The organism is Desulforamulus reducens MI-1 (genome assembly GCF_000016165.1).
Classification (GTDB): domain Bacteria; phylum Bacillota; class Desulfotomaculia; order Desulfotomaculales; family Desulfotomaculaceae; genus Desulfotomaculum; species Desulfotomaculum reducens.
This window is the reverse complement of the sequence record NC_009253.1, coordinates 872305-891585: the sequence shown is the minus strand read 5'-3', so window position 1 is coordinate 891585 and position 19281 is coordinate 872305. Positions and strand designations below refer to the sequence as shown.

General features: G+C 38.9%; 27 protein-coding genes. 1 reads left to right on the top strand and 26 read right to left on the bottom strand.

Annotation, left to right across the window (positions count from 1 at the left end):
- Position 1 precedes the first annotated feature (1 nt).
- The 16 genes from DRED_RS04500 to DRED_RS04430 form a co-directional block, all read right to left on the bottom strand.
- On the bottom strand, positions 2–253 hold the full coding sequence (locus DRED_RS04500; protein WP_011877207.1) for a hypothetical protein: 252 nt from the start codon (positions 251–253) through the stop codon (positions 2–4).
- On the bottom strand, positions 243–518 hold the full coding sequence (locus DRED_RS04495) for a hypothetical protein (RefSeq protein WP_041274450.1): 276 nt from the start codon (positions 516–518) through the stop codon (positions 243–245). Before DRED_RS04495 ends, DRED_RS04500 begins: the two co-directional genes overlap by 11 nt.
- Positions 519–568: 50 nt before the next feature.
- Positions 569–1051 carry a hypothetical protein gene (locus DRED_RS04490; RefSeq protein ID WP_011877206.1) on the bottom strand — a complete coding sequence of 161 codons (483 nt, stop codon included), beginning with the start codon at positions 1049–1051 and terminating at the stop codon, positions 569–571.
- The gene (locus DRED_RS04485) at positions 1048–1407 is read right to left on the bottom strand and encodes a hypothetical protein (protein ID WP_156779588.1); all 360 of its coding nucleotides are present in this window, start codon (positions 1405–1407) and stop codon (positions 1048–1050) included. Before DRED_RS04485 ends, DRED_RS04490 begins: the two co-directional genes overlap by 4 nt.
- 22 nt (positions 1408–1429) lie before the next feature.
- Positions 1430–2503: a VanW family protein gene (locus DRED_RS04480; protein WP_198006929.1), complete on the bottom strand. Its 1074-nt coding sequence runs from the start codon at positions 2501–2503 to the stop codon at positions 1430–1432.
- 34 nt (positions 2504–2537) lie between these two features.
- Complete coding sequence (locus tag DRED_RS18975; protein WP_198006928.1) at positions 2538–2708, bottom strand: hypothetical protein; 171 nt, start codon at positions 2706–2708, stop codon at positions 2538–2540.
- Between the two features lie 134 nt (positions 2709–2842).
- The gene (locus DRED_RS04475; protein ID WP_011877204.1) at positions 2843–3484 is read right to left on the bottom strand and encodes a hypothetical protein; all 642 of its coding nucleotides are present in this window, start codon (positions 3482–3484) and stop codon (positions 2843–2845) included.
- Positions 3465–3872 (bottom strand): hypothetical protein, encoded by a 408-nt coding sequence (locus tag DRED_RS04470; RefSeq protein ID WP_011877203.1) that lies wholly within the window; start codon positions 3870–3872, stop codon positions 3465–3467. Before DRED_RS04470 ends, DRED_RS04475 begins: the two co-directional genes overlap by 20 nt.
- 17 nt (positions 3873–3889) lie before the next feature.
- A complete protein-coding gene (locus DRED_RS04465; RefSeq protein ID WP_041274447.1) occupies positions 3890–4075 on the bottom strand; it encodes a hypothetical protein in 186 nt (61 codons plus the stop codon).
- 11 nt (positions 4076–4086) lie between these two features.
- Positions 4087–4611 carry a prepilin peptidase gene (locus tag DRED_RS04460; RefSeq protein WP_011877202.1) on the bottom strand — a complete coding sequence of 175 codons (525 nt, stop codon included), beginning with the start codon at positions 4609–4611 and terminating at the stop codon, positions 4087–4089.
- Positions 4612–4656: 45 nt separating this feature from the next.
- Complete coding sequence (locus DRED_RS04455; protein ID WP_041274446.1) at positions 4657–4836, bottom strand: hypothetical protein; 180 nt, start codon at positions 4834–4836, stop codon at positions 4657–4659.
- Between the two features lie 12 nt (positions 4837–4848).
- Positions 4849–5127: a hypothetical protein gene (locus DRED_RS04450; RefSeq protein WP_011877201.1), complete on the bottom strand. Its 279-nt coding sequence runs from the start codon at positions 5125–5127 to the stop codon at positions 4849–4851.
- Between the two features lie 19 nt (positions 5128–5146).
- A complete protein-coding gene (locus DRED_RS04445) occupies positions 5147–5971 on the bottom strand; it encodes a hypothetical protein (protein ID WP_011877200.1) in 825 nt (274 codons plus the stop codon).
- Between the two features lie 2 nt (positions 5972–5973).
- The gene (locus DRED_RS04440; protein WP_011877199.1) at positions 5974–6978 is read right to left on the bottom strand and encodes a type II secretion system F family protein; all 1005 of its coding nucleotides are present in this window, start codon (positions 6976–6978) and stop codon (positions 5974–5976) included.
- The gene (locus DRED_RS04435; RefSeq protein ID WP_011877198.1) at positions 6972–8417 is read right to left on the bottom strand and encodes an ATPase, T2SS/T4P/T4SS family; all 1446 of its coding nucleotides are present in this window, start codon (positions 8415–8417) and stop codon (positions 6972–6974) included. The genes DRED_RS04440 and DRED_RS04435 overlap by 7 nt, the downstream gene beginning before the upstream one ends.
- A 15-nt stretch (positions 8418–8432) precedes the next feature.
- Positions 8433–9245, bottom strand: coding sequence for a CpaB family protein (locus tag DRED_RS04430; protein WP_011877197.1), 813 nt, complete (start codon positions 9243–9245; stop codon positions 8433–8435).
- A gap of 204 nt (positions 9246–9449) precedes the next feature.
- On the opposite strand from DRED_RS04430, the gene DRED_RS04425 reads away from it, so the two are divergent.
- Positions 9450–10070, top strand: a complete 621-nt coding sequence (locus tag DRED_RS04425) for a stage II sporulation protein M (protein ID WP_011877196.1) — start codon at positions 9450–9452, stop codon at positions 10068–10070.
- 196 nt (positions 10071–10266) lie between these two features.
- On the opposite strand, the gene DRED_RS18970 is transcribed toward DRED_RS04425, so the two are convergent.
- The 10 genes from DRED_RS18970 to DRED_RS04375 all read right to left on the bottom strand — a co-directional run bounded on the left by DRED_RS18970 (position 10267) and on the right by DRED_RS04375 (position 19001).
- Positions 10267–11574, bottom strand: a complete 1308-nt coding sequence (locus tag DRED_RS18970; RefSeq protein ID WP_420794767.1) for a hypothetical protein — start codon at positions 11572–11574, stop codon at positions 10267–10269.
- 10 nt (positions 11575–11584) lie between these two features.
- A complete protein-coding gene (locus tag DRED_RS04415) occupies positions 11585–13789 on the bottom strand; it encodes a hypothetical protein (RefSeq protein ID WP_011877194.1) in 2205 nt (734 codons plus the stop codon).
- Between the two features lie 48 nt (positions 13790–13837).
- Positions 13838–15286 carry an Athe_2463 domain-containing protein gene (locus DRED_RS04410; protein WP_011877193.1) on the bottom strand — a complete coding sequence of 483 codons (1449 nt, stop codon included), beginning with the start codon at positions 15284–15286 and terminating at the stop codon, positions 13838–13840.
- The gene (locus DRED_RS04405; RefSeq protein ID WP_011877192.1) at positions 15287–15784 is read right to left on the bottom strand and encodes a hypothetical protein; all 498 of its coding nucleotides are present in this window, start codon (positions 15782–15784) and stop codon (positions 15287–15289) included.
- 44 nt (positions 15785–15828) lie between these two features.
- A complete protein-coding gene (locus tag DRED_RS17770) occupies positions 15829–16698 on the bottom strand; it encodes a copper amine oxidase N-terminal domain-containing protein (RefSeq protein ID WP_011877191.1) in 870 nt (289 codons plus the stop codon).
- 82 nt (positions 16699–16780) lie between these two features.
- Complete coding sequence (locus tag DRED_RS04395) at positions 16781–17551, bottom strand: Fic family protein (protein WP_011877190.1); 771 nt, start codon at positions 17549–17551, stop codon at positions 16781–16783.
- 1 nt (position 17552) lies between these two features.
- Positions 17553–17762, bottom strand: coding sequence for a type II toxin-antitoxin system PrlF family antitoxin (locus tag DRED_RS04390; RefSeq protein WP_041274445.1), 210 nt, complete (start codon positions 17760–17762; stop codon positions 17553–17555).
- A gap of 114 nt (positions 17763–17876) precedes the next feature.
- Positions 17877–18380, bottom strand: a complete 504-nt coding sequence (locus DRED_RS04385; RefSeq protein ID WP_011877189.1) for a hypothetical protein — start codon at positions 18378–18380, stop codon at positions 17877–17879.
- Between the two features lie 68 nt (positions 18381–18448).
- Positions 18449–18658 (bottom strand): hypothetical protein, encoded by a 210-nt coding sequence (locus DRED_RS18965; protein ID WP_041274444.1) that lies wholly within the window; start codon positions 18656–18658, stop codon positions 18449–18451.
- Entirely contained in the window at positions 18648–19001 is a 354-nt protein-coding gene (locus DRED_RS04375; RefSeq protein WP_041274443.1) for a hypothetical protein, read from the bottom strand. The genes DRED_RS18965 and DRED_RS04375 overlap by 11 nt, the downstream gene beginning before the upstream one ends.
- Positions 19002–19281 lie beyond the last annotated feature (280 nt).

Here is a 19281-nt window from a genome sequence, read left to right as displayed (position 1 = left end):
CTTATTTCACCTGCATTGAGGTCATTTTCCAACCACCATCAGTTTTCTGAAAATCCACAAGCAAATTTACTTTTTGCCCGTCTTGACGGGTGTATTCTACAATTCTTTGGGCTTTCGATACCTGATTTTCTGTGTAAATATTCGACGGACTGTTATTTATAGAATCCTTTTTTATTAAATAGCCCGTCATCATTACCGTTATAGATAACAAAATAAGAAACAGTGTAATAAATATAAAGGTTTTATTTTTCATTTTTTATTCCTCCTACTGGTTCCAAAGCCAAGCAAGCAGCTTCAGAAGGAGACATACAGGGTAATTTTAATGGTGCAAATTCTGCAAAATCGCTTGGGTTTGGTATCTTACCATTGATAACGATTAAGACAGGATTTACGGCATGTTTACGTGCCATTTCCATAGCATTGTCTGTACATGCCTTATTCGATACTTCATTTCCATATACTTGAGAACACAACCCTAATAATAAAGAACAAAAAATCAAAGTACTTATTAACCTCATAAACAACCTCCATAAGTTTATGTGTACTATTTCTCTTGATTCAAATTCTTTTAGTAAACCTTATCTTTACAAGAATAAGCTATCAGAAAACCGACTATTAAGGATATTAGAAATGTTATTGGATGAAAATGAAACCTATCAGAATAGACAAATCGAACTATTCCAAAAGCAGCTGGCGCAATAATAACAGATTCAACAGCATAGAGTAACAAGGTTTTTCTGTTCTGTATAGGTAATAAGAGAAGTAGCGTTTGTTTAAGGGATCCGTTTTTAAATTCATTTTCTCTAAACAGATATCCACCCATTAGTAGCTTTATCAGTTGCACAATAAACAGGAGAGGGATTATGTAAAAAAACATGAGCAAGCCCATTGAGAACCAGTCATTAAGTATTTTTAAACCTTTCTGATTCCATACCAAGACTATATCCGGCCAAAATAAATAATAGCCTATCCCAATGAGTATAAGAGAACAAATGCGTCTTAAAATAAACGCTACATTCATACCTAAGCCTCCATCTACGAATACTTTCAATTCTTAAACCTCCCTATAAATCCTTTAAGATCAATCTTAACTTTGTTCATTAGATAGCAAAGAATGATCCCTATTAACGCTATTGCTATGTACATTACTAAAACAGCAAGGACCAACAATAATATAACTATTGAATATTGCTTTAGATTGTTGATTTTATCAGACATCAAATAGAGATACTTCCATGCCAAAGAACTTAGTACAAATATGCTAGACGGTACAGCTGCCATTAAAGAATATCTGATATTTTCTTTAACCGTCTCAATATTCTTGTTAAAAACAAAATAAACTATGCTTGCAAAGTGAAGTGAAACCATGATCGCTGGAACATTATTAGTCATTTCTAAATCTAACAATTCAAGACCACCCCACATATCATTATCCTTTCCATATCTCAACCTCCAGCCAACTGTCCGTATGCTGAACCTTAACGCTTAACTTATCTCCTGTGTTATTTCTGAACTTGTAATCGGCATATGGCCAAGCAACTGCGGCATCTTCATCTACTTTGCCATATGCCACCGGAAGACTATGTTTATGGTATTCGGCCACTTCCAAACTCGCTTTCTTAGCCGCCCAATGAACCACTGTGGAGGTCCGACATACCCCGCCACCAGTGCCCTGGCTGTACTTATAACCACCGTTCCCGTCACTCTCAATCACACCAGAAACCCTGTATCCCCTTTCGGGGGAACGCTCACCAACAATTTGATTAAACGAAAAGATTCCCCCCGGGGGAATAACTGCACCGTCTATTGCTTTCCCGGCCAGAATTGCATTCTTCCCACCATTATCTTTCGTGATAGGTATTCTTGCTTTACTCAACAATTTCTTTGAGTCAGGCTTTATGCTATAGCCGGGAGAAGTGTTTAGTTTACCCTCTGACCACCAAATACTTGCCGGGACACTTTCAACTGGTGGTTGCTCGTAATAAAGAAAGTAAGGCACGCCAGCTAATCCATTAGCTTTTAGTTTTTCATCAATAGCCTTTAGGTCATCACCCTTTAAATTAGTTACTACAAGGTAGGGCCTGTCTGAAAGACTATATTGTGCTATTTCCTGCAAGACATAATCACAATGAGGACACCACCAGGCAAACAGCAGAGCAGGTTTTTCGGATAAATCTAATTCAGTCTCGGACCCTTGGGGTGTATAAACATTTAACTTCGGACCTATACCTTTCACCACTGGCTTACGTCCGCCTTGCTCAACCATTCTTTCATCCTGTTTAGGCATCGGAATGGTTTCCATCTGCTTAATTGAATTCTCTTTTTTAGGGGCTGCGGCCACGGTTGGAGTTTTTTCTTTTGCCAGTACAATTGGGTTTAGGGCAAAAAGTAATATCGCCATGACAAGAGTAGCGATACTAGGTACAGACACCCATGTATATTGATTAATGTGTAATTTACCCCAGTAATAAAGGGCTGTAGCCAAGAATTCGGCCAATAGCATGATTAAACAAACTTGGCAAAATGAATGGGTCATTTTATACCCGTAATAAATCAAGAAAGAGTGAAAGACTAACCCGCAGACCATTGAGGTTATGACCAACCAATTTTTTCTCCACCGAAAGGCGATTAGAGTTATAAAGGAATAATACAGGGCACCCCAGAGGTACCAGGGCCTGTTCAGAAACCCAATCCCATAGTTCATACACACATTACAAATATTTGAATCAGTTCTCCATAAAAGCACCGACGTTACTCCCAACACTAGATAAATCAAACCTGCCACATACAAACCCACCTTTCAAAATAGCCTTATATAAAAACAAAAAATCAGCCGATCAGGTTAAATCCCATTTCGACTGATTATCTTTGCTGATACCCACTTTGTAATTGTCTCTGGACCAGTACCGGTCACTCTAGTCATATTGGTTTTAACAAAAGCGACTGCCCCGGGCCGATCCAGAGTAACCTTTATTGCTCCAGAATCCCCCATAACAATGTCAGTGTCTGATACCGAAAAAGTAGTTGGATAACCCGTAGGAGATAAACTTTGCGATGTTAAACTGCCCCCAGAGAAAACATATTTTGTTGCCAAATAAGCGCCACCTGAAGCATAATCGGCATCAACATTGTAGACAAACAAGACATAATCAGGTCTCGTCACTTGGCTACCTGAAAGTGGGTTTAACGTAGTTTCATCCAACCCAAGATTTTTGGCTAACTGTTGCTGAAAAACCGCCTGGGCATTCGTAGTATTGATTCTTGGCCTGCCATCGGCCTGTGATTCTTTAGTGACTTGCATGACGGCTGATTTAGCCGCCCGTTCAAGACCCTTTTGTACATCCAAATCATGGACTGTTACCGCCTGGGTGATGGTGGTTGAATATACGAAACTGAAAATTGATAAAGGTAAGAACACAAGTAACAGTAAAATTTGTGCGAAGCCATCTTTTTTTCTTAGAACATTAGGGATCAGGTCTTTCACTATAGTCTGTACCTCCCACCATAAGGGTTTCTGGTGCGTTAGGAACTGCCGGTTTGGGATCTAGCTTGCATTTTACAGTGAGAAATACTTCTCCGGCAGTAGGATCGGTATTGCGAAGAATACGGGTATCCCCTCTTGATTCCCTAGCATTTACTATAATATCGGTATCCTTATTTTCAATAGGGCAGCCAATATTAGCAAACTCGTTTATCATCTTATTTTCATCTACAGTGGTTAAATAACCATCTAGTTTTATCCGAGTTAGATATTTGTTGACTATTTTTTCTGCCGACTGATGCCTCACTTGCAAGCTATAGGTTTCGATGGGTTGAAAAAGTATAACAATTGTAAAGGTGATGCCAATTAAAAAACCCAGTATCGTTTGCATCTTTCCTCCCTTTAATCCTAATACCCGGAATTTAGCATGTTTTTAAAACTCCCCATCACCCTTGACATAGACCCATCCATTTCTCCTGTGATGGCAGCCACAACGGGTACTCCCACAGCCACAACAAAACTAACCAAGGCCAAACAAACCAGTATTTCCCCCAGGCCAAACCCTGCATTATTATTCAAATGCTTTCTAAACATGAATATCCCCCCTAGATCAAAAACAGAAGATAGTTTTTTAATAGCAAGAAAAAGATAAAGGGCAGACCAATAAAGGGACCATAGGCATAGACTACCGGATCTGCATAGCCATACAGTTCGGCAATAAGCCGGTCCTTGAACGCCATAACAAAACTCCACGGGAGTATTGCTTTACTCCTTACAGCAAAATGCAATAACTCCATGATGCCTGCAAAAAACAGTTGTATGGGTAAAAGCCCGGACATATCATTCCATCCCACATAGGCACCCAGAGCAATGATGAGTTTCCAGTCACCTCCGCCCAGTCTTTGCTTAAACATAACTCCTAACATGAGATACATTGAGGTTAAGAAAAGGGCTCCGGTTAAGGTATTTATGATTCCTGACAACCAACCAAATTTTAAAATATTTACAGTGACAGCTAATAAGAAAATACCTACTGTACACCATTTTGGTATAACCCTGTGCCATATATCCTTTAAACAGCCCCCTACTACTAAGACTCCAACGAGCATATCAAATCCTAAAAAAACCATCGAATCCCCCCTAAAAAAAGAAAGAGGGAGTGCGATACCCCCTCTTTATGGTGCAATGTTTTTAATTTCCTTGGCTTTAAAGATCGCTAAATTTTTAACAGATGTCCATAAAATAGCCCCTACAACTGATACGGCTGCCAGTGCAAAGATACTCAACCCTAAAGCTGATAGTATATTCCCTTCTCCTGCATCATTCTGCCAAAATTGCTTTAATTCTTTTAACATAGTTAACCAATCTTAGTTCTTGATCGTGACAGTGATTGGTGCAGTAGTTCCGTCGATTATTTCAGCCGTTGTAGTGGGAGAAGCAGCGTTGATGTCGATTGAATCAGGAGTGACAACTTTGTAGCTAGTAAAATCTTTGGCAAAATTAAAACCTTTGTTCTTCAATCCGACTAACCCGATGCTTGTTACAAGTCCAACGGCTCCTAATACAGCAATTGCCCAACCAACTTGGGATAGAGTATTACCATCACCTTTATCATCGTTCCAAAATTCCTTAATTACATTTAACATTAAAAATACCTCCTTAAAATTAATTCATCATATTTGTCGAATTTAGTGCTTTAATTGTGTCTAAGGCATGTTTTCCCACAATGTAGATTACCAGCGAAGCACCACAGAGGAGAGGAAGCAAATTAACTAACTGGATATACGTTGGCCGCATAGCTTGGCTGGTTTGGTGCATGGATTTACGAATGTCTTCTAGCCTTACTGCCTCTGAACTAGTAACTTCTAATCGTCCGGTGGATGCAACCTGCAGCATCACGTTAACCAATAAGCCTGCTTCATCAAAGTTTAAGTCTTGTTCCAACAATAACTTGGCTTGTTTTGGGTCTGATGGGTATCTGTTTAAAAATTTTTCAATTGGCTGTCGTAATACTTTCAGGGAAGGTAAAATGCTTTCCAATGTTTGTGTAAGGTTTCTGCCGGTTGGAATATATACATTCATTGCGTCATAAATCAATACAGCCTCCGTAAGTTTCTTTAATCTCACCCCCTTTTCGTGTTGCCTTATATACCAGGAATATAATAAAAAGCCCAGGCTTGTCCCCCCTGCAAAGCCAAGTGACTTAAACATGGGGGCAATCCAAAGGCCAAATAAACCTAAAGTCATAGCTATTGTGAAAACCTGTATTGTCTCCCGTTGCTTTAAAGCCTGTTCTTTCAAACCCTTCAAGTATTTAATTGGGTCCGTACGCTGCTGTTCAACCCTTCTAAGTTTTCTTAATTGTACTTGTCCATTGATATTTTCATAGATACGTTCTACTACATTTGCCACCTCGGAAGAGACTGCAGCTGCTGCAATCCCAATACCTAAAGAACCGGTTACAAATAGCACCTTTCCTAACTCCACCATGTCTAACCCTCCACTGTACTCCAAAGTTTATCCGTGACAATATTAATAATCATCGACACAAAGCAGAGGACAACTAAAGATTTGCCAATGTTATCAGTTATATATTTCATAGCATCCGGAACTAAACGGGTGGATAATAACACCAGAGCCACCACGCCGATATGCAGCAGTACGGATGAAAACCTAGAGGGAATCAGTAAAACCTTATTATTTAACTCCAATTTATGCATCGTATCGAACTGGCTGGCCAGGGTGTTGAACATGGGTAGTGCGGCTACTCCATGTCGATATCCTTCCTCCAGGACATTGGCCAACATAATGCTATGACCTGTGCCCATAGCTTTGGGAATTAAGCCAAAGACTTTTTTTCTTTGCTCTCCATGATTTAATCTCTCTAGCACCCGCCTGAATAGTGATCGGGTTGGTTCTGGCGATCGTTCCACTACGTTTTCCAGTGCCCTGGTAAAATCGTTGGTATCCTCCAGCACAGTGCTTATAACCCTGATTGCGGATGGTATTTGCTCGGTGTATTTTGATCTTTTTTGATATATAACTGCACTAAAAACTTGGGACATTAAAAGAATAATGGCGATAACCGATACCAAGGCGGCGGGTGTATTTTTTAAAGTGACTAGACAAAATCTTGCAATAGAAAATGAAAGAATCGTTGTTAGAGAGAGATACGCTGAATTTGTAAAAAGTTTCTTTGGCAATAACCAACTTGTTTTATCCGTTACCTTCTCTCGAAACTCTCTCCACTTGCCTTGCTTACTAATTCCCAAGGCTTCCTGTAATGACTGCGGAGGTCTGGAACGCATGTGGTGAGCCGATTGCTTAATCTTATTAAAAAGTACATTACTGCTTTTCGTAGCATGCTTTAGTATTAGGTTCGCTAGAACCATTGCAGTAAGACCAACTCCAAGAGATCCTACCCCCAATAGTACATAGGGTATTGCCATATCCAAGGAAGGAAGTCCATACAAGTAACTGGCTAAATTCTCTACCATGAATAACCAGCCTCCCGGAGTTTTGCTTTAGACAGTCCATTCCGAAACATTTCTTCAACAATCCATTTAGGTAGGGAATGGTGCTGCCAACTGCCGATAAAGTAATCATCTTCGCTTTCTGGATGCCATGTCACGATATCGTGTAATTTTATTTCTCCATCCTCCAGGTATGGGGCGGCAATATGAACAATCTTCTTCTGACCAGTTCGTGGCATGGTATCTAACTGGATGATAACATCATAGGCCTGTACCACCCGGCGCATGGCTACGTCCATGGTGATTGATTTAGAGTCAGTCTCTTCAATGTAGATCAAGGCCATATTGTACAGGGCATCGATAATCTTCTTTGAGTGGAAAGTGGATAAGTTGCCCTTTTGACCTCTAACACCGCCCTTAACGGCTTCCCTGATTTCATTGCCACCCAATATCTCACCGATAATTACACTTACAGGAGATATTTGAAGTGTTACATCATTGAACATGGTTTTTAGGTTAATACCTAGCTGGGGCTGTTCTTCCAATTGAATAATATTGCGTCCTGGGTATGTCTCAAAAAGCATCATTTCTAGTTTTGGTTCCAAAACAACGGTTCTGAGTTCTGGTTCCCGGTATTGAAAGAAGTGAACAAGCTGTGTGGTTTTACCAGAGTTCACCGGCCCAGAAATGAGTACATTAAGTAGCCATTTAAAAATCAGGGCCATTAGATCGTATGTTTTAGCATCCATGGTGCCATTGGATTCAAGCCTTTCTTTGGTATAAAGAAAGGTATCCTTTTTTCTTAATGTTATGGTGATCTGTTTGGTCAATGGATCGCCGGTAATAAAAACCCTGGTTTTATCTTTCCTGGCAGTTCGTATAAATGGCCTTCTTGTGGTAAGATCTGCAGATTCCCGCAGAAGTTTTATGACCATAGCATCAAGTTCTTCAGGCTTTAGTTTGATAGCTTCTTTACAATATTTACCCTTTCTTATACTGAAAACATTGTCTGGACCAATGATCTCAACCTCGTCAACTTCCGGATCAGAATATAGTTCCTGTACAGAACCAAGGCCCCATTTTTCGTTAAATATCTGATCAACTACCTCTTGAATAGTCATATCTCTTACGGTTATGCCAAATCTTTGCATTAAACCAAAGATAATTTTCTTCAGTTGAAGGGCAGAATGGGCACAGGCGACCATTGACTTCTTTTCCAGTTCGTTAATATGTTCGATATCATTTTGTGTGAGTATGGTTGTTTCTGAAAGCAGGTTTAACACAATATCTTTTGTTTGCTCAAAGGATTTTTCACCTATCTGCTCTACGATGTAGCCATCCTTAATGGAGTGTAATTTGGATATAATTTGCTCCGTTTTAACCTTTGGATCGAGTTGTTCTGTCTGGTGTTGCTGCACCTCATAATTTACTTTTTGAAACTTACCTTTTATCGCTTTCAACAATTAATATTCACCTCTTTACGGTTGTGGTTGGGGCTGATCGCTCATATTCGGGGTTGCCCCAGGAGTATTATTCTGGCTGTCCGGCGGTTGGTTCCCTTGTTGGGTTGTTGGAGTAGCTTCTCCGTTTTGGGCAGGCGGAACGGGCGTTTGTACTCCTTTAGAGACTTCAGACAGTAAGATAAAACCGCCGGTCAGGGGTCGGGTAAATTCATAGCTCTCCCTTTCTTTAACTTTGAGCATAACGTACTTGGGGATAGGGGCCTGTCCGGTGGCATTGGTAACTACACCTTGAAATACGCTGGCTGTATGTACCGGCTTTAGTCCTTCATCCATCAAGGACATTACCCGAGCCTTTTCAGCTAATACGGACGAAGGACTGTTGGGTCCTGCGGTCCACATTACATTTACAATGGAGTTTGCTCTTATTTGTCCTGCTAAAGCCTGTTCCGGTTTTTCAATTCGGACTGTTACAAATGCTTCCCCTGGTTGTAAAAGTATATCCGTATTGGCCAGTTTGTCAGGGCGAATCTGTTCCCCTGGAATAAGGTCAGTTACAGCCACTTTTCCCTCAATTTCCTGAAGTGTTTTTACTGCATAGGGATCCGCAGCCAGTTTTAGCTTATCCTGCATTTCGATCATGCCCGGGCCTATCATGGAGTATTGCGTTACCTTTTGCTTGACCACCGGGACTTTCACCTTTTCCTGATGGGTGTCCACCCAGGTTTGCAACTGCCCTACGGAACCTGCAGTTACCCCTATACCGACCAGGACAATGAATATGGTTTTTAGTGGTATCTTCTTCAGTACAGCAGTATTAATAAAATTCACCTCCAGTTGCTTTAAAAGTCTTCTTTAAAAAAGAAAGCACTGCCATTTGGCAGTGATGATTACCGTTTTGTAAGATTATTTTGGTCAGCAATTAGACTGGATTTAATATCTAATAGAATACAAAGAAAAGAATGTTTTGATATAATAATTGTCAAAAATAATGGGCTGAAAGCCCCTACATAACTACTGATAAGGGGATGAAATATGAATAAAAATAGATTAATAGCATGTGTTCTTTTCTTCTTTTTATTTCAAACTCTTTTTGAAATTATTTGGGGTTATTTTTATAAATCAACCTTCATAGATCAACACATACATAACTACTTATCAATTTATCAACAGCAGAACAATATGACAGGGTTTTCTCTAGGATTGAATATTTGGTTTTGGAATACATTAATATTAATTTGCTATTTTTTACTTTGTTTATTTGGCTTATGGTATTTAAACCAATCCACAAAAAGAAAGAATCAGATTTTTAATTTACTTGCACTTATACCTTTGCTTAGTCTTGTTTTTATTGACATTATAAACTTAATTAGAAGCGGAACAATAATTGCATTTTTGTATAAAAATGGATTTAGCTTTTTTAACTCTTGGATTAAAATAAATAAGATTCATGGCCTTCCAGAAATGTTATCCTATTCAATTCCAGAAGGATATTTACTGTCAAAAATTATAATTTCATCAAATATTCTACGTAACCAAAATTCGACGGATAATATTTATTCTAAAAAGGAAGTTGCCTTAGTATTTATAGTTTCTGAAGCATTATTAACAATTGCTGCGATTATTGAAACTTACACTATTACTGTGAATTTTTGATAAATAACTGAACAGTGTAATAAGCAAATTTTGTTTTTCCCTTTAGTAAGTTTATATCTTTGAACTGAATAATAATGATTGTTAGTATAAGAATAATATTAACTAAAAATAAAAGCACATTAATTATTCTTTTTCTGTTCAATTTCATCACCTCCCTTTAAAAAAGAAAGCACTGCCATTTGGCAGTGCTGGTTAGTTATTGGACGAATATATTTAGGGTTTTTACCGTTTGTTTACCGGTCTCATCAGTGGCCCTTACATATACTGTCCTGTACTTCGGACTAGTTGGAAAAGTGATCGTAACCGTGTTGCCAGTAAAATTAGTATAGGTTGTTCCGTCTAAGGAGTAGGCCCGGGCGATATTAGCCGGGGCAGAGACATTATCTGAAACTGAAACCACCAGGGTGGCTTGCCGGGATGCATTTGTTATGGTAGCCCCACCCTGCCAAGAGCACTCTAAATTTGGGGCAATATAGTCCCCACCACTGGTAGCAGCAATGGCGGCCCATTCTGCAGCTGATTTGCCGTTGTAGAAGGTTTGAGTTACTGCTGTATTAGCCTTATCTCGGGATTCCTTAGCAATTGTGACGGCGGATTTATTTTCGGTAGTGTCCCATACCCGACTGGCTGCAGTGGTAGCTTGGGTATTTGCTAAATCCGCACTTGCTTTGGCGGAATCCGCCGAGGTCTTAGCACCAGAAGCATTAATACTGGCAGAGTTCGCTTGGTCGTATGTTGATGCAAGAGATTTCCCGCCATTTTTAGAGCCATCAAGGTATCCAGACGACCAGTAGCCGTAGTTATTAGCTGATGCGGCCTGGTCAAATGTTGCCCCCAGGGATTTACCACCGATATCAGTGCCCCATAGGATGTTGTTTTTTGCTGTCTCTGCATTGCCATTTGCCCAACTTGCATATTGTCGGGCAAGGTCAGCATTGTTCTTTGCAGCTGATGCCTCTCTTAAAATATCAGCGTTAATTTGATCATATAGTTGAATCGATACTTTCCAATCATTGCTGGGGTAGAAATAATATCTTAATCTACAATTGGTTTGGTTGTTTATTACATAATATAGACGTTCCCCTGATGCTAAAAAGGGGTTTAATATTGGTATATCAAAATAAAGGTACTCGTAATATTTATCACCGGTAAAACTTTTAGTTTCAACATACTCAAGTGGACCGTTTATATCGTTTCTTCTTACTTCTAATGTCATTGTCCCATTTATATAGTTATTGTCAGCAACAGAAAAATGTAAAGGGTGATTATCTATTGCATATGGTTTATGGTTTAGTATATACAAAAAATAAGCTGCTTGAGCATGTTCAATGTAAGCTACCATCCCCCTAGAGTATGAACTCACAGCAGTATCCCCAGCACTAACGCCAGTGCGTTTTAATGACACTGTTGAAGTTATAATATCTGCAGAAGCAATATTAATATTATTTAGCAAATAAGCTATTGCAATTATTAATACTGATACGTATTTTTTCAATTGTATCACCTCGTCTAAATTATTCAGACTCTTCCCAAGTATATTCCCAATCTACTGCATAGGGTCGATAAGCCCGGTATTCCATCCAGATATCTGCTAGTGAGAGACTAGGATTTTCGGATGGATTATTATTAGGGGTTGCAATGTTATACAAATTCTCCTTTGAATTACCAGGAAAAGTTAATGTATTTTGGCGGTTTTGAGTAACTAAGTAATAAAATTCATCTTTAGGAAACAGAAATAAGCCTTCATGCAGGTTGGACATACTTTGAATACCTGCAGAGCATCCAAACATACCAATGCTGTAGTAGCTGTCATGTTGTTGTTTACCAAGGCTATAACTTCTATACTTCATATTGAACAGTGCTAATCCAACAAAACTATCTTGGTAAGGAATTTCCATTATATATCGGCTACCATTGCTAAAAAAAATTGCCTCGTTTTGACCGCCAAAAAAATTACTAAATTTAGCTTCTACACTTTGCTCTGGGGTTGTGTCTATTTCAAAGCATATCTCTTTAATTCCTTTAAACAATTGCTTTGAAGAGTTTTTATCTAGTCTGATTGAATTATCAAGTGTTACAAAATTGAAGTCAGGTGTGGTTATTGGGTCTTTATACCATTTTTTGGTTATCTTGATATTCTTACGGTTTATTTTTTCGTATCGCGTTTCTTCCCCTATACTATTTAGGGTTTGAACATAGTTTTTAAGGTACTGCAACTGGGGAAGATAGACTCTTACATTGCCACCATTATTGGTTTTAAAAATTACGTCAAAGTTATTGTTATTTATGCCTGTAATACTAACATCAACATAAAAAGTGTACTTTGTCTTACTGTCAGTAACTTCTTTTATAAAGTTATTCAGTAAAATCTTAGTTTCTAATTTTGGCCTGGATTCATTATCCGCCTGGATGAACAATCCCGGTTGTAAGGTTTTCTTTAATAGCCCCACGTTGGGACTTTCTTGTGGCACAAATTCATACTGTGAGATAAAAATAGGTCTTTGCGTAACAACCGGCAGCTTATCCCCGGCCCACCCTGCTAATTTTGGATCGTCAACCTTAAATACTGGTAGATCATTAAAGTTTTGTTCATACTCAGCAAGGGATCGTTTTCTGCTATCATAACCTTGAATTATGGGGCCAACTATATTGTTTAGGGAACTTGCGATATCCGCCAGCGCAGCATTGGATGGTTTACACCGTTCGATGGTTATTCCATCAATTTCCTGTTCTTCACTATATGATCTTATAACGGGTAGTTCTAAAGCATTTCTTTTTATCCAATCTTTCATGAAAGTTAAAACATATTCTTGTTTATTCTCAGGGAACGCCTTACCAGCTACAATCCACCCATCTTCGGTATATCTAATAGAACCATCAAATGACCAAGGATCACCTTTTCGGTTGTAGACCTTAATTGAATATGCAGAGTTCTGATCTAATACATCGGGTTTATAAAGTTCTAAATCTAGTGTTTGTCCTATTAGATCACCCCAATCAATCCATGCTCTTTTCCCCGTTCCCAAATATTTCGGTAACTGAATGTCCATATTTTCAGTAATCTTTGTACTCCACGAGGCCAATGACCAACCATTTTGGTCATTAGATGCCCTTTGTGAAAGTATTTTTTCTTGGGGTTGATCGTTTACTTTAACGTATCTAGTCTCCTGGCTTTGAAACTTGATTTCTTCTTTTACTTCCATACTCTGAACAGCAACTCTAACCTCTGCCTTAACCGGAAATGGGTTGGGGTTTTTTACTTCGGCAACAATTAACCAATAAGCAGGATTTGTTCCTGGAACAATGCGAGCAAAGTTATCTCCAGGCCACGATACCATTCCAGATGATGCTACAACTTTTTCCCCAGTTGTAGGATTTGTTACGGAATCAAATTCATTGGTTGGTATATTTGGCGCAAAGATTCTTTTTACTTTCACTGGCTGAACTTCCGATACAATAGAGAAATCTTCTTTTTTGATGTAATTCCAGTGGTCAAATACATCTTTTTCTTTCACTCTCTTTTGAGCCCAAAAAGCATTGCCAGTTTCCTTTCCTGTACCACTATCACACTCAATCAGTAAATCTTTGTCTCCATAATTTTTCCGATAGCCATAAACGCTTATACCATTTCCCAAGTCCTGCCAATCTTTTGTTTGCCCAAAAACTGGTGTGGCAAACAATAATAATACCACCACCAGCAGAAACATTACTTTTTTCAAATTACCACCTCCCTAAAAAATAAAGACCTGCGGGTGCAGGTCTAAGAATTATTCATCATCTTTATGGGGGATAAGAATTGTTTTAACTTTATATTTAGCCGGTACAAAGGGGACTTTTACATACTCTATGATTGTTTCATATTCTTTGCGGTAGACCGGTACAGCTACTGTTCTGACGGGGTGATAATAGCCAGTTCTCTCATAAACTCGGGTTGATGGTGGACCTGTTGGGCTATCAGATCCTCCTAGGCTTAGAGACATTTTATTGTCGTCGTAGGTTGTTTCTGTTTTGCCCTCAAATTGCAAGGGGTTAAAGGCTTCTCCACTCCGCCAGTCCAGTTGGATCGTTGCTATAAGTGATCCATTCCCTGGTGCAGCATTAAATTCCCATGTTTTTTCAGTAGTATCGCCGGGTGACATTTGTACATGTACATAATCACCGACTTTTCTTACATCAGAGGACGTTTTATAGAACATTCCAAGCCTTGCCCAGCCAGATATGTCAAACTTGGACTTATATGTTGCTTTCACTTTATAGTTTTGACCAGCAGTCAGGGTGCCATAGAATGGCGAGCCATTGGCATCCAGGAGTTCGATTGAAAGAACATAGAGGTTTCCTTCTTCCCCCTGCTTAGGAGGTTCTGGTTTCTCTGGACTTGGGGGTTCTGGCTCACTGTCGTTAATAACTCTAAACAGTGCCCTATCCGTTAGGCCCGAGTGTTTGGCCGTAATTGTTGCTGTGCCTTTGGCTAGGCCAGTGGCAAGCCCTTTATTAACCTTGGAAATTTCAGGCACGTTGGTAGACCATTCTGCGGTATTGGTAACGTCTTGTGGTTTCATGTTTGGGTCGCTATAGTGCAAGATTGCGTGGTATTGATGGGTGCCGCCAACTTTGACGGTGGCTTCATCAGGAACCACTTCAAGGCTTGCAGGGCCTAAATACTGAATGCTGTTAAATGTCTCATACCAAATGCCATCCGGCCTTTGGTGCCAGGCTCGGACGGAACCCATGGTGGTAGGGGTTGGCGGTACGAGGATTTTGACCTTGTCTCTGTCATGTAAGCTAGGTGGTAGGGCTGCAAAGATAGAGTTCCAAACATCTTCGGAGAAGTCTTCATTCCATTGATTATTACATAGTCCATTATTCCACGGTTCAGAAATCCAGTTTCTTTGATCATAGTTTGTTTTCAAGTCATCATTGGGGAAGTTAGAGTTTGTAAAGGGTTCGCCATCATAGGCATAGCCTAAATATCTATATTGACCGTTTTTTAAACTCTGGGGTGGGTTGACACCACTAACATCATTGGGTGTACCGTAGACTACCCTGGGTCGATCAGTACCCTCGGCTAATCGCGCGTATAGCGTCTTACCGTGAATTACCCTGGGGTTTTCGTAATGTAATTGTTGTAAGGTATCTTCCAATAGCCCTGCAAAAGCAGTGTTGACAATAAAGAATGTAAAGAAAACTAAGGACAGAAGGGTGATAAATCGTTTCATTTACTTCCCCTCCTTGAAAATCAATACGGACATGAGAGCAGTTTGGTCATTCCAAAATGCATTAGCATTTACCCGTCGATTACCATATTTGTGTTCCCAGCGTTCGTCATACTCAGGGTTGGATTTCTTCTTCTGGTAGATAGAAAGAATCTTTGCGGCAATTTCTTCCTGTTCTTCTGGAGAAAAATATCCTTTCAAAACCTTGCAGGTGTTTTTTACATCTTCGGTTGTAGCGTTACTAAATACAGAGATTGAAACTTCTGCAATAGATTCTGGTTCATCGTAAGTGATCCTTATCTTATCTTTTAACTGATAGTCCCAGAAATTAGCCTTTTCAGGCTTAGTCATTTGAATGTTAAGCTGCTTCTCGATCTTTTCAACTGCCACTGATTGGTCTGTTTTTTCAGTAACAACTTCTTGCTCAAAAGGCCACTTTGCATAAGCAAAAATACCGATAAATAATACCACTATTCCGCAGATAGTTAAGATTCTTTTCATTCTCATACCCCCTTAAAAAAACAAAAGACACACGATTGTGTGCCTTACTTATCATCTTTGAGAACCATAACACTATAAAGAACTGTGTTATCATTCCAAAATGTATTTACATGAACGCTTCTATTGTTCACTTTAATTTTCCATTTTTCATCGTAATCATTCTTCTGACGTTTCTTTCCTAAGATTGACTGCATTTTTTGAACTATCTCAGGGTTGTTCGGATACAATCCCCGCATAACAGCAAAGGACTTTTGAATATCTTCTTCTTTTGCATGTTCAAAGACACGGATATAAATATCACCATCATTATCATAACCTACATCAAAGTTATCTTTTTTAGAACCATATTTCCAATGGTTATATTTACTATCCATGCTATCTACGTAGTACGTCATTTCAGCACCTAAGAATTTCTCTAACTGATAAACTATTTCTGGCTTCAACACCACTCCATCGGGGAATACCCTAACTGTTTCGGTATCTGCATCCCAATCCACATGATAGCCAAAGGCTTCGGCCACGAATCTAGCAGGCAGGTAAGTCCGTCCCTCTTTGATCTCGGGGGCTACGTCCATCCAGCTTTGAGCATTACCTATTTTCAATTGGCCAGAACCGATTTTCAGGGTAACTAGCTTATCTCCTTTAGTAACTGTAACCGTTCCATCGGTGGTATAATCAGTTGCCGCACTTAGGCCGTCTCCCAGGAACCGAACAGGAACAAAGGTACGTCCGCTTTTGATATATGGTGCCGCATCCATTTCAGTCGTATTTTTATCAACTAGATAGTGCTTTTGTCCAATCATAAAACGAAGCACACCATTAGTCAGAGGGTCTCCCTGCGCAGAGAACGCACCAGTGGCAATAACTAAAGCCATTGATACAGCCAACAGGCCAGTAACGAAGATTTTTTTCATGTAATCACCTACTTTCTATTCTGTGAACCTAGTCAACTTCCGCCGTAGCGAGTACGGCAGCATTGTATGGAAAGTTAAATTATCAATTAACCCGTTTAACTTTCTCTATCTCCGTAATCATCAATTCAAGGCTTTGCTTAACCTCAGCAGCTACTAACTGCACAAATGCTTCGGTCTTATTGTTGTCTGCTTCTTCCAGGGCAGTGTAATAGTCCCAGCGGTTCTCCTTGCGGATAATGGCCGGGGGATAACCGTTCTTCATTAAGATGTAGTTCATACACAACCGGCTTACTCTACCGTTTCCATCAGGGAAGGGATGAATGGCAACAAATCGGTGGTGAAAGAGAGCAGCTAATTCAATCGGATGCATTTTTAGTTTGCTGTCATTGTACCAGTTTATAAGGTTTTCCATTTCAGCAGAAACCTGAGTTGCTGGTGCGTAATGGTGAATTATTCCGCTGGCGGTTAAAACGTGATTGTCTTTTGTTTTGTAGGCTCCTGGTATAACTGGTACTCCCCCAGCTAAAGTCTTGATGCCAGAGAACAGCATGGCATGAAATTCTTTAATTAGTCCCTCCGTTAAATCTCTGTGTTTGATAGCATCTTTTAGAAAGTCCACGGCCTCGGCATGGTTAATCATCTCTAAATGCTCTTTAAGTGTGCGACCTTTAACAGTTAAACCCTCACGAAGAAAAAAAGCTGTCTCCTGTAAGGTCATTGTGTTGCCCTCGATGGCGTTGGTATTATACGTCCAGTCCTCACGGAATTTTTGGGCTATTGTTGCCATCAACTCAGGGTATAAAGGTCTCTCAGCCTCTAATACTTTTTTAAGATTATCTATTTTCATAAACATCTTAATCACTTCCCTTTTCCTTTACTATCCCGGTTCCCTGGCAACAAGGGCAGGTAGAGTATCCTGCTTCTAATTTTGTGATTAAAAAACCATTTTCATGTGGAGTATATAGTATTTTGTCGCCTTCCTTTAGTCCAATCATTTTTCTAACACTGTTTGGTACCGTTGTCTGACCTTTTGATGTCATAGTAGAAAGTATTAGTTTAGACAATTTTTATCATCCCATATCTAGTATAGTTCCTTACCTTTTCCTTACTATATATTGTACCCCTTTTTTTGTCAATACTTTATTACCATTTTATTCCTATAAAAACAAAAACCGAGGTTAATCCCTAGGTGTTACGTGCTTTGTACAGTAAACCTTTTCTCCCCTAAGTCCTCTCTCAATTATTTGCTGGTAAGTCTTTTTATCCGTAAAAATATTTAGTTTATAATCATCAGATTTGCCATAAAAGTAGTCAGTGACTTCCAAAAAATATCCTTTTCCAATAATTTCTGCAGCAGCAATTTTGCCATCTATTGTAGATACCGTTATTCCTGCTTTTTTAACTGTATCTTTATTTTTTTGAGTAATTTTGTATTCTGAAACAATATCAACAACTGTACCTGGTTCATGCACAAACACATGATTACCTGAATCTGAATCTACTAGGGTTACTTGTTTCATTCCACTCTTTTGATACGTTGCTCGTAAGTTTTCTTTCTTTGCCTGCTCCTTTTCAAGACTACCATGAGCAAAAGACACCATAGCGTAAAATATGGAAATTATTATGACAAATATTATTAGCATTACCAACCCCATTGTAATGGTCTCTTTTTTTCCCCCCATATTTTCTTACCTCCAGTTATTCTTTTACTAACTGATTTTTTGTGTTGCAAAAACATGATTGTTTTTTACTAAAACCCGAAAAATCCCCCCTCAGTTTCTACAACAAATTCTTGGATTTTATTATCTTGGGAGTGGACTTCAATAACAGGGCCATCTATTGATACAATCTTTTTCTTTTGATTGAAAAAATGGTCTTTTACCAGAATGTACCGTAAATCCCCCGGCTTTAGCCGTGGGGAGAAGTCAACTATGGATATTTTTATTAACTTATGTGACAATTAATAAAAAAGCATATAAAAAATAGCTAGTCATTCCCACAATATATATCAACTTATTTGTTTTATTCTTATTATTAATATATTTGTAAGTCTTTAAAGTAAAGGTAACCGCACCTATAAGTGAGGCTAATAATGAAAATATTACTCCAACCAGAAAGTATGGCGGTAAGGTTGTCAACTGACTGGAAAAATAATGTACGATCCAATAAAAAATACCTATAAGATAAATAACTCCAAGCATTGGAACTGCCGTGCCTATTCCTATTAGTAAAGGAGTAATGTATTTGTCTGTAAAACTTATTAAACGTTGAAAGGGCTGTTTAGCGAATGGATATTGACTCATTTTTTTACCAACTCCAAAATGATTTATTAGGGTTAGTGAATTTAGCAATTGAAAGTGAAATCCAGACAGTTATTATTACCGGAACGATTGGTCTTTTTATTGCCATAATTCATTTACTGTTAAAAGATAACCCTGCCTTGCTTATAATTTTTAAGTTCTTCGAAATAGTAGTTGCCGTCTTAATTTTAGTGTTTTTATTGAGATATGTAACTTCAATGCTTACAGGAATCTTGTAAGTATTGAAGTTACTCCTCGCAACTACTGTTAGGTGGTCAGTTCC